Genomic DNA, 13,229 nt, shown 5'->3' with positions numbered 1-13,229 from the left:
TCCCGTTCTGTCCGACCCGCGTGACGGGCGGGGATTGATCGCGGTTTATCGTTTCACCCCGCAAGGAAGTCTCCACGCACCGGGTGTCCGCCCCCGGCGCCCGCGCGTGCCTGGAGGCGTTCCGGCCACGAAACGGATGACGACCGTCACGACACGGGAGGCCGACCCTCCGAGCCGACCGCCGGGCCGTGGGAAGGAGCCGCATGTCCACCCAAGCCGAGTACGACCCGTCCGCCTTCCGGGCGGTGCTCGAGCACGAGTTCACGTACCTGCACGGCTTCCAGCGCAACACCCACCGGTACGCGAACCGGGTTGCCCTGCACGACCCGGAGTCCGGCCGTTCGTGGACCTACGCCGAGCTGGGCTCGGACGTGGACCGGCTGGCGGCGGGCCTGGCCGCGGCGGGCGTGGGCCCGGGCGACGTGGTGGTCTACCAGCTCTACAACTGCCCCGAGTTCGCCATGGTGTACCTGGCCGCGCAGGCATGCGGGGCGATCGGCGCGCCGATCAACTACCGGCTCGCCCCGGGCGAGACCGCCTACATCCTCGACGACAGCGCGCCGAAGGTCTTCGTGTACGACGCCGCGCTGGCCGGCCCGGCGCGCGACGCACTCGCCCTGGCCGGGCACCGGCCGGACGTCGTCGCCGCACTCGGCGAGCCGGGGGACGGCGGGGCCGCACGCGAGGACGCGGTGGCGTTCGGCGACCTGTTCGCCGCGCCGGGCGCGGCCCGTCCGGAACCGGCGGCCACCGGATATGAGGAGACCACGCGGCTCTACACGTCCGGCACCACCGGCATGCCCAAGGGCGTCGCGCTGAACAGCCTCGTCGAGGTGCTCAGCGCGCACGACGTGATCATGCACTTCCCGCTCTCGCCGGAGGACATCACGCTGAACATGACGCCGTGGTTCCACCGTGGCGGCCTGTTCTCCGGCGGGCCGAACCCGGTGTTCTACGCGGGCGCACAGGCCGTGCCGATGCGCGCGTTCGACCCCGACCTGGTCCTCGAGCACGTCGAAGGCCTCGGCGTCACGTTCCTGATCGGCGCGCCCACGAACCTGGAGATGCTCACGCGCGCCCAGCTCGAGCGCCGCCGCGACCTGTCCAGCCTGCGCGGCATCGTCACCATGGGGGCGCCGCTGACCCGGGACGCGTGCCTGCGCTACCAGGAGGTGCTGACGCCGCGGATCTTCAACGGGTACGGCACCACCGAGACGTTCTGGAACACCTTCCTACGCCCCTCCGACCTGCCCGAACACGCGGGCAGCGCCGGACGCGCCTGCACCGACGACGACGTCGCCGTGGTACGGCTGTTCGACGACCGGCGCGCCGAGCCGCACGAGACGGTCGCCCACGACAGCGCGGAGATCGGCGAGGTCATCGTCCGCTCCCCCAAGTCCGGCTACCACTACACCAACTCCCCCGAGACGGACGCGAAGAAGTTCCACGACGGCTGGCTGTACACCGGAGACCTGGCGACGTGGGACGCGGACGAGTACATCACCATCGTGGGCCGGCGGGACGACATGATCGTGTCGGGCGGGGAGAACGTCCATCCCACCCAGGTGGAGGAGGCTCTGGGCGGCCACCCGGGCATCGCGGACTCCCTGGTCGTGGGCGTCCCGGACGAGCGCTGGGGCCAGCGGGTCGTCGCGTACGTGGTCCGCGCCGACGAGACGCTGACCGCCGCCGACTGCGAACGCCACTGCCGCACGCACCCGATGCTGAGCCCGTACAAGCGACCGCGCGCCTACCGTTTCGTCGACGCTCTCCCGATGAACGCGACCGGCAAGAAACTGCACTACAAGGCCACCGAACAGGCGGCCGGCGAGTACACCGAAGGCCTCTTCGAGTCACCCTGAAGCGCGATGCCGCGTCGTGTTGAGCACGGCCTATCGCGGGAGTAGTCTGCGGTTTCGTCCGGCATTTCCTCGCACCGTGAATCTCCTCGGGAGTCGTCATGGCCGGCCGCGACGTGGGCGCGAATATGTTCTCGAAGCTGATGAAGGATTTCCTCAGAGGCCCCGAGACCAAGCCCGCAGGCACGGGTGCCACGGATTTCGGCGCCACGGCGTTCTTGACGGCCGGCGGACGCGATGCGGAGCACTACACGCTGCAGCCGGAGGAAGTTGAGAACGCGCTCTCCAATTTCAAGAACGGCGACAACGAGGCCACGCTCGGCCGCTTCGGCGAGGGAGCGAGGTTCGCGGGCGTCTACAATCCCGCGAGCGACCGCTTCCTCGCCTACCCGAGCGGCGACACGTTGCTGCTCGACGGAGGAGTACCCGCCAACCGTGTTCCGCGCAACCTCGGGCATCTGAGGGTGAACAACGTGCTCTCGAAGACGCTGAACGTCGATCCAACGCGCAATTTGGGGTTCACCGCGACGTTGAAAGGCGACGGTTCCTTCGGGATGAAGTGGCTCTCTCGATCCGTCAACGAGCTCAATCCCACATTCGAGGGAAACCAGGTTCCCTTTCTGCCGATAGATCGGATCACGAGCACTTTTGCCCGGGCGACCGGACGAGCGGTGAGGTCAGAGACATGAATACCGTGGAGATCGCGGACCACCGCCTGTGACTCCAACGCGAGGAAGCGAGCCCATGGCCACGAAACCACTGGACGCCGCGCGCCGGTCGCCGCGCGTTCTCGGCAACTCCTGGGGCCGCATGGAGGTCGAGACCCTGGGCACCGGACGCGACTTCATTCTCTATCCGGGTGGAGGACGCCGGTGGGACTGGAACGAGACGGGCACGCATCACGATCCCGGCATCCAGCCCGCCGACGTGACCGACCTCATCGAGCACGGAGCCGCGGTCGTCGTGCTGAGCCGCGGCATGGAGTGCCGGCTCGGCACGTGCCCGGAGACCCTCGACCTCCTCCGCGGCCGGAACATCGAGGTTCATGTCGAGGAGACGCGCAAGGCCGTCGAGCTCTACAACCACCTGGCCGCCTCCCGCCCGGTCGGCGGTCTCTTCCACTCGACCTGCTAGGCGGGGCGGTGGCGGTGGGCTCGGGACCACAAAGCCGGCCAGCCGCCCGTGCCCAGCCACGAGGCGGGCAGGCGCAGGCCGTGTTCGGCGATCGCGTCCCAGAATCGGGTGGTGTCGGCGCCCATCTCGCGGGCGAGGGGGAACGCGCGCTGCCACGGGCCGCTCTCGTCCTCCAGGGACGTGACCGGGTGGCCGGGCACGGCGACGGTACGCGGCGGCGCCACGGGCGTGAGCTCGATCGCGGGAGCGCGGCAGGTGACCATGACCGTGAGCGCGCAGAGCAGCGGTTCGGACGGGCGGCCGGCGACGGCGCGGGCGACGACCGGGTCGTCGCGGTTCGCCAGCTCACCGATCGCCCGGCGCGTGCCGCGCGCGGCCAGGTCCAGCGCGTACGCGTCGGCCACGGCCGGCAGTTTGACCAGCTTGCGCAGTGACTTGGGCAGCGGAGACCCGTCCAGCAGCAGGGAGAGCGCCTCGAAGCGGTCGCGTACGGCGGGGTCCAGGGCCTCGACCGCGGTCGTCAGCGGACGGATGCCCCCGGCGGTCCACAGCTGGTCGAGGTCGACGGCGCCGGTGTCCAGCGCGCGCCGGCAGGCGTCGGCGAGGCGCGCCGCGCCGAGGCGCCGCAGCCGGGTGAGGGCCGCCTCCGGCGGTATGCCCGCGAGGCGGGCGAAGGTCCCGAGCACCTCCTCACCGGCCTCGTCCTCCCACGCGCGCCGCGCGAGAGCGTCCAGCGCCGGTCCGGCCTCCGCGATCAGGCGGGACGCCGAATGCCTCCGGGCGGGCCGCGCGGGCGGCGTCTCGTCCGGCGGAGCGGGTTCCGCCGCCGCGCTCGCGTCATCGGCGGTCGTGCCGGGGATCGTGTCGACCCAGTCCCAGATCCGCCTCTCCAGGACCGGGTCGGGCGTGTCGTTGAACCTCGCCGCGATCTCACCCACCCGCCAGCCCCGGCCGGCGGGCCGGCGCGGAATCAGTTCGACGTTGAGGAGAAGGGTCCCCTCCTCGTCGTACAGCCCGGCGAGGCAGGACCGGCCCGCCCTGGCCTCTTCCAGGTAGTACGGCCCGGCGATGCAGTTGCCCATGTAGTCCGACCATTCGGCCAGCGTGCGGGCGCCCCGCGCCACCCGGAAGCGGACGCCCACGCCGGGCACCTCGGCACCGTCCAGCGCGGCCAGGGGCGCCGGTATGGGGAACTCGCCGGTGAGCGCCTCGGCGATCGCGGTGCCGGCCAGCAGACCCTCGGTGAGCCCGCGCCAGGTGCGGACGCCCTTGGGCGGAGTGCCGCCGAGCGCGACGAGTTGAGCGGCGCCCGAGACGGCCAGCGTGACGGAGTCCAGCCGCGGGGTCAGCGGCTCGTCCGGCGGCGGCGGATCGTGGTCGAACCACGGAGCGCCGGTGCCCCGCGTCACCCCCGCGACGTCGTTTCCGTACAGCTCGGCCAGGGCGTCGATGAGGTCGGCGTACCACAGCAGGTCGCCGACCATCTCCACCTCGGCGGGGGCGGCGTCCGGCGAGGCCGCGAGCCGCCGGGACAGCGGCTCCTCCTGCCCGAGGAGAGGGACGGTCCAGGGCGGGATGCCCTCCCACCCGGCGGGCGGCCGGGCGGGGCCGTACCCGGCTCCCGCGCGCCATTTCCGCAGGTCCGACCGGGCCCAGTTCCGCCGTACGTGCTCCGGGGCGCCCGGGTACGCGTAGAGGAGGGCCGCGGCCGTCTCCATGACGACCCGGGCGTAGTCACGGGCGCACGCCAGCCGCTGCCGGATGTAGGCCGCGAACTTCGCGTCATGGAGCGTGCCGTCGGTCAGTTTGCGATTGATGTCGCGGACGTACGCGATGGGATGGGACGGCAGGCCGGTGAGACCCGGCACCGGGCGGGAGGAGCTCGTCGCGACCCAGGCGGTCTCGGCGTCGGCGGCGCGGATGAGCGCGGCGGAGCGCGCGAGGCCGTCCTCCAGGCCGTGGTCGGCGACCGCGACCGCCGTACGGAGCAGGGCGGTCGTGGCGAGCGCGTCCTGCAGGAGCGCGCCCAGCGCCTGCGACCAGTACCCGTCGGGCGGGACCCACCGCGCGGCGTCGGCCAGCGACGGATTCCGGCCCTCGTACGCCCTGAGCCACCCCAGGATCACCTCGTCATCGTCGTGCCGGCGGCGCAGGCGCAGGTCGCCGATCCGGTCGCGGCGGCTCTGCGTCGCGAGCCGCCGCGCGCGCCGCGCGAGGCCGGCGTGATGCTCCAGCACCTGGGCCCACAGGTCGAGGACCAGCTCCAGCCGGCGCGGACGTGGCACGGGTTCGAGAACCTGCCGTAGGTGGTGGGCGAGCGCGGACGGCGGGCCGTCCGGGGTGAGGTCGACGCCTTCCGGCGCCCGCAGGGCGAGGACCTGCTCCACCTGTTCCGGCCCGAGTGTGTCGCTGGCCGCGACGGCGAGGTGCAGCGCCGCCCACCGGCCCTCACCGATCGCGCGTGCCGCCGCTGCCCCGACCCGCCTGGTCACCGCGGGCCCGAACAACGCCACGAGGAACCCGGCGCGGTCGCCCAGACGATGGGCGTCCTCCACACCGAGCACCCGGAGAGCCGCCAGGACGGCGTCGCGCTGGTCCCCGCGCGCCCCGGCCAGCCGCGCGGACCGGAAGCCCGCGCCGAGATCGACGTTGGCGCCCGCCGCGACGACGCCGCCGGCCGCCACCAGCCGGCCGAGCTCGTCGACCGCGCGTCGGACCTGATCGTCGGTGGCCTCGGCCGGCCCGAGGGCGACGGCCGCTCCCGCGGGCGCGTCGGACCCGTCCACCGGGTCCGGCGACCCGGGAACCCAGGCGCACCGGCCATCGGCCACCACCCCACCCGCGAGCCGGATCTTCATCCGGTCCATCATCGCGGACACCACCGGTCCCGCGAACGCGATTTTCCCGATAAGCCCTCTTCCCGGCGTTCCGCTTGGCCGAGGTGGCGCTGGGCCACCACCGGCTCCTGGTCGGTCGCAACCGCACCACCGGTGAACTCGCCGAAAGCCGAGGGTTCATCGGTCGCCGGGAGTAGGTCCTGCGCCTGAGGCGCGCTTCGCCCTGCCTGGCTAGCGTCGGCCCTCATGGAGACCACAGGAATCGTTCGTCGCCGGACGGCGGAGCGTAGGCGCGACGCTCTGGAGCGGCTCGTTACCGAGCGGGATGTATGGGTGTCGACGGCCCACCCTGATCACGGGCCGCACCAGGTGCCGCTGTGGTTCTTGTGGGATGGGCGAGCAGTGTGGATGTGCACCGGCGCCACTTCGGTGACCGCGCGGAACGTCCGCGAAGAGCCGCGCGTGCGCCTGTCGCTACCGGACACCTTCGACGTGGTGCTCCTCCAGGGTGAGGCGGAGTGCTTCCCGGACCAGGAGGTGCCCGGAGGCGCAGCGGAGGCGTTCGCCGGCAAGTTCGGGTGGGATCCACGCGTGGAAGAGGGGTCCTTTCTCTATGTACGCGTGGTCCCGAGGACCGTGCGCGCTTGGCGCGGCGAGCCGGAACTACGCGGGAGAGTCATCATGCGCGACGGGAAGTGGCTCGAATAACGGCCGTCCCTCGCTCTCGGAACACGATCTACGGCTGGAGAGGCAGGCAACAGACGTAGGCCGGCCTCATCCGCCGGTGGGGCTCGCCCACCGGCGGATGGCCAGGCGTTGGCCGTCGCGCCGGACCTCGGCCGCGCCGGCGCCGGCGAAGTGTGCGGGTACGACGAGCTCACGCGTGTCGGCGGCGCGTTCGAGGACGGCGCGGCGGGTGGAGGCCGCCTGCGCGGGGTCCTCGCAGAAGCAACTGCTGTACGCGGGCTCGAGGATCTGCACGGGGCTGTGCAGCAGGTCGCCGACGAACACGGCGCGGTCCGAGCCGGAGGACAGCCGGACGATCGAGGAGCCGGGCGTGTGTCCGGGCGCGGGCTCCAGCGAGAGGTTCCGGTCGATCCGGTACTCCCCCTCCCACAGCACGGCCCGGCCGAGCACGGGCGCGACGCTGTCGGCGTAGACGATGAGGCTCCCCTCCCGGCGAAGCCGGTCGTGCTCGTCGCGCACGGCGGGACGGCGGTGGGCGTTGCGAGGGTCGAAGTACTCCTGGTCGGCCTTGGGGATCAGGTACGTGGCGTTCGGGAACGCGGGCACCCACTCGTCGCCCTCCCGCCGGGTGTTCCAGCCGACGTGGTCGTAGTGGATGTGCGTGTTGACGACGACGTCCACGTCCTCCGGCCGGACTCCGGCCTCGGCGAGCCGGTCCAGGAAGGGGGTCCGCAGATGGTCGAAGAGCGGGATCTGCGGCCGGTGCCGGTCGTTGCCCACCCCGGTGTCGACGAGGACGACCTTGCCCTCGCTGCGCAGCAGCCAGGTCTGCACGGCGCCGCGGTACTCATCGGTCTCGGGGTTCCAGTGGTCCGGCGCGAGCCAGGACCGGTTGTCCTGCCAGATCGCCGGTGTGCTGTCCGGGACGATGAAGCGGGCGGGGGCGATCTCGCCCTGCCACTCGACGACCTTCGTGATCTCGACGTCGCCGAGCTGGAAACTCATGGAACCACTCATAAGCGCCACGCTAGGTCCCGCCGATGAGCATCTCAATGCTTGGGATGCGCTCATCGATGTTCGATCGTCTCATCCCGTGACTAGGATGCGGGTTCATGGACGTGCTGAGCGACGTGATCACGGTCATGCGCACCGGACGGCCGTCGTCCGACCGGCTGCGCCTGGGCTCCCGGTGGTGTTACCGCTTCGCGCCCTACGACGGGGCGGGTTTCCACGTGTTCCTGCGCGGCACCGGTTGGCTGATCACCGACCACGGCGACCCCACGCCGCTCGGCCCCGGTGACGTCGTGCTGGTGCCGCACGGCGGCGCGCACGTCCTCTCCGACTCGCCGCGCGCCGAGCACGCCGTCCCGTTCGAGAACGCGGTCGGCGAGCCGGACGGGCCGACCGACGTGCTGTGCGGCAAGTACCGCCTCGACCGGACGCGGACGCACCCGGTGCTGGCGCGGCTGCCCGAGGTCGTGCACCTCTCCGCCCGGGCCGGGCGGCACGCCGGGCTCCGCGCGGCCATCGACCTGCTCGGCGGCGAGGTGGTCGATCGACGGCCCGGCCGCGACGCGGCGGTGTCCGGCCTGCTCGACCTCCTGCTCGTCTACATGGTGCGCGCCTGGCTCGAGGACAACGCCGCGACCGGCTGGCCCCAGGCGTTGCGCGACCCCACGCTCGCCGCCGCGCTGGAGGCCCTCCACGCCGATCCGGCCCGGCCGTGGCGACTCCAGGACCTGGCCGCCACCGCCGGCCTGTCACGCGCCACCCTGGCCCGGCGGTTCACGTCGCTGACCGGGCAGTCGCCGATGGCGTACGTGGCGTGGTGGCGCATGGCCGTCGCGGCGCGGCTGCTGCGCGACTCCGACCTGTCGCTTCCGGAGATCGCCCGGCGGGTCGGCTACGGCTCGCCGTACGCCTTCGCCCACGCGTTCAAACGACATTTCGGCGTCGCGCCGGGGCGCTACCGCGCGGCGGACCAGACCGCCGCCACCGCCTGACCGCCTCATGCGGCCGGGACCCGCACCCGTCGCCCACGCGCCGAGACCCGCGCCCCGTCGTTCACCGGGTGACCGGCCGGGGCCGGGCCGCGGTGAAGTCGCGCAGGGTCCGTGGCGGGCGACCGCCGACCCGCTCGATGGCCTCGGTGACCTGGTAGAGCGCGTGGCCGCCGCCGATGGCCCGGAAGAGCTCCCACAGATGGGACAGGTGCTCCACCGTGACGGCGTCCCCGTACAGCGCCGTCGCACGGTGCCGCCACCGCCGCGGGTCCTGGTCGGCGTACACCAGCCCGAAGCGCCGCGCCGCCTCGCCGATGGTCATGACCTCGCCGGTCAGCCGGCAGACCGGGTCCACCTCACCGTCCGGCCCGGTGAGCAGGCCCGTGGCCACGCGGGCGACGTCGGCCCCCGCGACCAACGGCAGCACGGTCTCGCCGGACCCGAGGGGCAACTCGAGCGTGCGCCCGTCACTCGCGTCCGCGAGCACGGCCAGGTTCTCGAAGAAGACGGCCGCCCGCAGGTGGACGGCGCCGACGCAGGCCCGGTCGAAGACCTGCTCCGACACCCAGTGCCGGCGCATGTGGGGCGTGCCGGCGGCCGGGTCGGCGGCGAGTTGTGACACGTCGACGACGCGCTCCAGCCCCTCCTGCCCGGCCGCCGCGGCGAAGACGGCCGTGGCGTCGAGCATCCCGTCGGTCACCGGGTAGGTGAAGAACGCCCGGCGCACACCCCGTACGGCCGGGATCACCGAAGCGATCTCCCGGAGGTCGCCGACGACCACCTCCGCGCCCATCGCGCGCAGCTCGGCGGCTCGCGCGTCATCGGTGCGCACGAACGCGCGTACGGCCTGGCCGCGTTCGAGCAACATCCGCGTGACGTGCCGTCCGGTGGAGCCCTGCCGGCCGCCCGCGGCTCCCGTGACGAGAATCGGTCGCATCGCCTGGTCCTTTCTCACAGCGTGACGGTGAAGGCGCCGAGCCGTTCGAGCGACGCGAGGAACGGTGTCGCGGGAAACGCCTCGCCGGGGCTGAGCACCCCGCTCTTGGCGGGCGCTTCTCCGCCGGTCAGCCGCAGGGCGCCGGTCACCGACGCCAGCGCGGCGGCCCGCCACAGGTCGTGTCCGCTCAGGTGGCCGGCCCGGTCGCCGTGCTCGCCGAACGCCTGTACGGCGACGGTGAACTCGGTCCGCGCCCGGGTCTGCGCGTCGGCGTCCTCACTGGTGAACACCGGCTCCTCCTCGAACGTCCGGGCGGTCAGCATCGCCTCGACCTCGCGGGCGGGCACGTGCCGGGGCACGGTCACGGCCTCCGGGAAGGGAATGGGAGCGATCATCGACCGGGGGCCGACCGGCGGCGGGAACGGGAACACCACGTTGCGCGGCTCCACGTAGCCCACCTGCCGGGCACCGTCGGAGAAGCCGATCCGCGCGGTCTCCGCGAAGAGTTGCCGGGCGGTCTCCAGCGCTCCGGTGGTCATCCGCCAGCCGGTCACCGCGTACGCGACGGTCACCCGGGCGACGTCCGCCATCCCCTCGGTGACGGCGCCCGCGAGCAGGTCACCCAGGCCGCCGTAGAAGCTCAGCGAGGGGATCATGATCGCCCCGGTGCGCTGGGCCGTCGCCTGATGCGTGTCGAACAGGTGCTTGACATGGTGCGGCTCGACGGCGTGGTCGATGTAGTGGCAGCCCGCCTCGGCCGCGGCCGAGGCGACCGGGTCGCCCGTCACCGAGAACGGTCCGGCGCAGTGGATCAGCACGTCGGCGCTCTCGGCGAGCCCGCGGATCGCCGCCCGGTCGTCCAGCGGCGCGGTCACGGCGCGGCAGCCGAGCTCACCGGCCATCGCCCCAAGGGCCGCGCCGTCGCGTCCGGCCAGCACGATCTCCTGGCCCCGGTCGATCAGCTCGGCGGCCACCAGCCGTCCGGTATGCCCGGTCGCGCCGTAGATTGCGATGAGTGGTGCGGTCATGACCATCCCACTTCCGTACCGAGGGTATGTAACTTCCGGCATCGAACGTAGGTTCGAGCCGATCGCGCTGTCAAGGGGGTTCGCCGTTGCCTCGCCCGCCTCGCCGTACGCAGGCCGAACGCTCGGACGCGACGACGTCCATGCTCGTCACGGCGGCCCGGGAGCTGTTCGGCCGGGACGGCTACGCCGCCACCTCGATCGAGGCGGTCGCCGCCGCCGCCGGCGTGACCAAGGGCGCCGCGTACCACCATTTCCGCAGCAAGGCCGCCCTGTTCCGCAGCGTGTTCGTCGAGGAGCAGCGGCGGATCGCCGACACGTTGCGGGAGGCCGCCGCGCGGGAGCCCGACTCGTGGTCCGCACTGCTCCGGGGGTGCCGCACCTTCCTCGAACACTGCCTTAACCCGGTGTTCCGCCGGATCGTGCTGCTGGACGGCCCGGCGGTCCTCGGCTGGGAGCAGGTCCGCGAGATCGAGTACGCCCACACGCTCCGCGTCCTCACCGAAGGCATGAGCGCCGCCGCCGCGGACGGGACGATGGCCGACGGTGACCTGCCGGCCCGCTGCCAGCTGATCTTCGGTGCGCTGTGCGAGGCGGGGATGCTGCTCGCCCGCTCCGGCGATCCGGCGAAGGCGCTGCCCGTCGTCGCGGCCGAGGCCGAGCGCCTTCTCGGCGCCCTCGCCCGCTGACCTCTCTGTGCGTCCGCAAACGCGACCGGCACGGACCGCCGCCGGCGACCCACCCGGAGACGACGGCGCGCGCTGCCGCCGAATAGCCTGGCGGGGTGGGAGAATGTCGTGTGCAGATGCACACCGAGCGACGCGGACCCAGCGTCGGAAAGGCACGGTCGTGACGGACGACATTGTCATCCGCAACCGAGCTCGGCAGATCGAGTGGTACGGCGAGCCGCTGCACGACCGCTTCCGGCGGCTCCTCGACCGGCTCCGGCTGCCCCAGTCCGCCCTGGCGGAGGTGCTCGGGCTGTCCGCCCCGATGCTGTCCCAGCTCATGTCCGGGCAGCGCGCCAAGATCAGCAACCCGGCCGTGGTGTCCCGCCTGATGGCCGTCGAGTCGATGGTCGCCGAGCCCGGCTTCGCCGCCCTGTCGGCCGACGAGGTGCGCGAGCGGCTCGACCAGGTGCGTTCCCAGAACACCACGCCGTCGTACCTGAGCGTCCCGACGGCGCAGCGCTCCTCACCGGCCGCGCGATCGGCCGATCCGGTCGCCGGAATCCAGGCGCTGCTGCGCGGGCTCGCGTCGGCGGCGGAGATCGAGGACGCCGCACGGCTCATCGAGGCGCACCATCCCGACCTGGCCACGATGCTGCGCGTCTACGGCAACGGGCGCACCGCGGAGGCGCGGGCGCACTTCGCCCGCGTCATGGAGGACTCCTGACCCACGCCGAGGCGACGCCCTGGACACACCGCGTCTCGCGTCCGGGGCGTCACCGGCTCATCGGTGCTCTTGCAAAAGCCAACGTCGCATTAGCGAATACACAAGCCGCGGAAACGGCGGCGCGCCTACCCGGCTCGGCCCATGCGGTGCAGCAGCCGCTCCTGCCGGGACGCGCCCGGCGCGAGCGCGCCGCCGGGCGCGGCGAAGAACCGGTGCGTCGTCTCCGCGGCGGTGGGCGTCTCCGCCAGCCCGGCGTAGATCTCCTCGAGGAAGTCATCGATCCAGGCGACCAGACCGCCGTCGAGTGCCTCGTCCGCGCCGACGGCGCGCGCCAGATCCCAGGTGTGAACGACGGTGTCGGTCGTCCGCACCGCGAGGGCCTGGCGGCCGGTCACCTTCCCCAGCGGGTAGTCGAGGACGCGCTCGAAGGCCCCGGCAGCGGCGAACGCCTCGGCGCACTCCTGGACGGACCGGAGGTAGGCGCCCACCGGATCCGCGCCCAGGGCGTCGGCGTCCCGCAGCCGCAGGAACTCCGCGCCGCTCCCGCCCCGCAGCAGCCGCACGTAGCCGAGGTTTCCTCGCGTCATGTGGTTGACCAGCTGACGTACGTTCCACGCGGAACAGGGAGTCGGCCCGGCCCAGTGTTCGGGCCGGACCGCCCCCAGCCTCCGCTCGAACCCGGCACTGGCCCGGAGGAACCGATCGACCAGCCCTTCAGAGAAATCGACCATGGGCCGCAGTGTGGTCACCGGCCGGCGCCACGGCTGGCAAATATCCGACGTCACGCCTCAGGCCTGATGGTCGTGAGCGATCAGTTGCCGGTAGCCGGAGTAGTCGCGGCCGGAGGTCAGGCGCCGGGCGGCGACGGCGAAGTAGGCGTCGTCGGGCGCCTTGACGCCCAGGCCCTCCACGAGGCGGTTCATGAAGTTGAACAACGCGCACACCGACACCGCGTCGAAGAGGGCCTTCTCCTCCCAGCCGGCCGCGAAGACCGCGTCGGCGTCGGCCGCGGCCATCCGGCTCGGCGTCAGGGTGAGCTTTCGCACGTAGGCGAACAACGGCTTCAACTCGTCCCGTACGGGCGCGGACTCCACGTCGGCCAGCAGCGCGGTCAGCACGCCCTCCTCCACGCCGAACGCCTCGGCGACCGCCCCGTGAACACCGCGGCAGTAGTGACAGGCGTTCAGCCCCGAGACGTACGCGGCGATCAGTTCCCGCTCGCCGACCGTCAGCGCGGACGGGCCGCGGAGAACCACCTCGTGGTAGTCGACCAAGGGCGCGGAGGCCTCGGGAAAGGCCTTCATGACGTCCAGGACGCCGGCGGCGTCGGGAAGCGAGGAGAGAAAGGGCAT

At 72.6% G+C, this 13,229-nt stretch carries 13 protein-coding genes; 7 read left to right on the top strand and 6 right to left on the bottom strand.

Annotated elements, in window-relative coordinates:
• Nucleotides 1–203 precede the first annotated feature (203 nt).
• The 3 genes from OG417_RS08330 to OG417_RS08320 all read left to right on the top strand — a co-directional run bounded on the left by OG417_RS08330 (nucleotide 204) and on the right by OG417_RS08320 (nucleotide 2,993).
• Nucleotides 204–1,862 carry a class I adenylate-forming enzyme family protein gene (locus OG417_RS08330; protein ID WP_329252112.1) on the top strand — a complete coding sequence of 553 codons (1,659 nt, stop codon included), beginning with the start codon at nucleotides 204–206 and terminating at the stop codon, nucleotides 1,860–1,862.
• 98 nt (nucleotides 1,863–1,960) lie between these two features.
• Entirely contained in the window at nucleotides 1,961–2,548 is a 588-nt protein-coding gene (locus OG417_RS08325; protein ID WP_329252109.1) for a hypothetical protein, read from the top strand.
• Between the two features lie 55 nt (nucleotides 2,549–2,603).
• Complete coding sequence (locus tag OG417_RS08320) at nucleotides 2,604–2,993, top strand: Mth938-like domain-containing protein (RefSeq protein WP_329252106.1); 390 nt, start codon at nucleotides 2,604–2,606, stop codon at nucleotides 2,991–2,993.
• Here the strand turns inward: OG417_RS08320 and OG417_RS08315 are convergent.
• On the bottom strand, nucleotides 2,990–5,851 hold the full coding sequence (locus tag OG417_RS08315; RefSeq protein ID WP_329252103.1) for a hypothetical protein: 2,862 nt from the start codon (nucleotides 5,849–5,851) through the stop codon (nucleotides 2,990–2,992). The genes OG417_RS08320 and OG417_RS08315 overlap by 4 nt on opposite strands.
• 225 nt (nucleotides 5,852–6,076) lie before the next feature.
• On the opposite strand from OG417_RS08315, the gene OG417_RS08310 reads away from it, so the two are divergent.
• Nucleotides 6,077–6,538, top strand: coding sequence for a pyridoxamine 5'-phosphate oxidase family protein (locus tag OG417_RS08310; RefSeq protein WP_329252101.1), 462 nt, complete (start codon nucleotides 6,077–6,079; stop codon nucleotides 6,536–6,538).
• 66 nt (nucleotides 6,539–6,604) lie between these two features.
• Here the strand turns inward: OG417_RS08310 and OG417_RS08305 are convergent, their stop codons facing one another.
• Nucleotides 6,605–7,534, bottom strand: coding sequence for an MBL fold metallo-hydrolase (locus OG417_RS08305; RefSeq protein WP_329252099.1), 930 nt, complete (start codon nucleotides 7,532–7,534; stop codon nucleotides 6,605–6,607).
• Nucleotides 7,535–7,629: 95 nt separating this feature from the next.
• On the opposite strand from OG417_RS08305, the gene OG417_RS08300 reads away from it, so the two are divergent.
• Nucleotides 7,630–8,520, top strand: a complete 891-nt coding sequence (locus tag OG417_RS08300) for an AraC family transcriptional regulator (RefSeq protein WP_329252097.1) — start codon at nucleotides 7,630–7,632, stop codon at nucleotides 8,518–8,520.
• A 61-nt stretch (nucleotides 8,521–8,581) separates the two neighbouring features.
• Here OG417_RS08300 and OG417_RS08295 read toward each other — a convergent pair whose 3' ends face one another.
• Nucleotides 8,582–9,457, bottom strand: a complete 876-nt coding sequence (locus OG417_RS08295; RefSeq protein WP_329252094.1) for an NAD(P)H-binding protein — start codon at nucleotides 9,455–9,457, stop codon at nucleotides 8,582–8,584.
• Between the two features lie 14 nt (nucleotides 9,458–9,471).
• The gene (locus OG417_RS08290) at nucleotides 9,472–10,485 is read right to left on the bottom strand and encodes a saccharopine dehydrogenase NADP-binding domain-containing protein (RefSeq protein WP_329252091.1); all 1,014 of its coding nucleotides are present in this window, start codon (nucleotides 10,483–10,485) and stop codon (nucleotides 9,472–9,474) included.
• Nucleotides 10,486–10,571: 86 nt separating this feature from the next.
• On the opposite strand from OG417_RS08290, the gene OG417_RS08285 reads away from it, so the two are divergent.
• Together OG417_RS08285 and OG417_RS08280 are read left to right on the top strand one after the other, a co-directional pair.
• Nucleotides 10,572–11,171, top strand: a complete 600-nt coding sequence (locus OG417_RS08285; protein WP_329252089.1) for a TetR/AcrR family transcriptional regulator — start codon at nucleotides 10,572–10,574, stop codon at nucleotides 11,169–11,171.
• Between the two features lie 160 nt (nucleotides 11,172–11,331).
• The gene (locus OG417_RS08280) at nucleotides 11,332–11,877 is read left to right on the top strand and encodes a DNA-binding protein (protein WP_329252087.1); all 546 of its coding nucleotides are present in this window, start codon (nucleotides 11,332–11,334) and stop codon (nucleotides 11,875–11,877) included.
• Nucleotides 11,878–12,002: 125 nt separating this feature from the next.
• On the opposite strand, the gene OG417_RS08275 is transcribed toward OG417_RS08280, so the two are convergent.
• Both OG417_RS08275 and OG417_RS08270 read right to left on the bottom strand, forming a co-directional pair.
• Nucleotides 12,003–12,608, bottom strand: a complete 606-nt coding sequence (locus tag OG417_RS08275; protein WP_329252084.1) for a TIGR03086 family metal-binding protein — start codon at nucleotides 12,606–12,608, stop codon at nucleotides 12,003–12,005.
• A gap of 57 nt (nucleotides 12,609–12,665) precedes the next feature.
• Entirely contained in the window at nucleotides 12,666–13,229 is a 564-nt protein-coding gene (locus tag OG417_RS08270; RefSeq protein ID WP_329252081.1) for a carboxymuconolactone decarboxylase family protein, read from the bottom strand.

The organism is Actinoallomurus sp. NBC_01490 (genome assembly GCF_036227085.1).
GTDB classification, from domain to species: domain Bacteria; phylum Actinomycetota; class Actinomycetes; order Streptosporangiales; family Streptosporangiaceae; genus Actinoallomurus; species Actinoallomurus oryzae.
The sequence above is the reverse complement of the archived record's forward strand: the minus strand, read 5'-3'. Positions and strand labels throughout refer to the sequence as shown.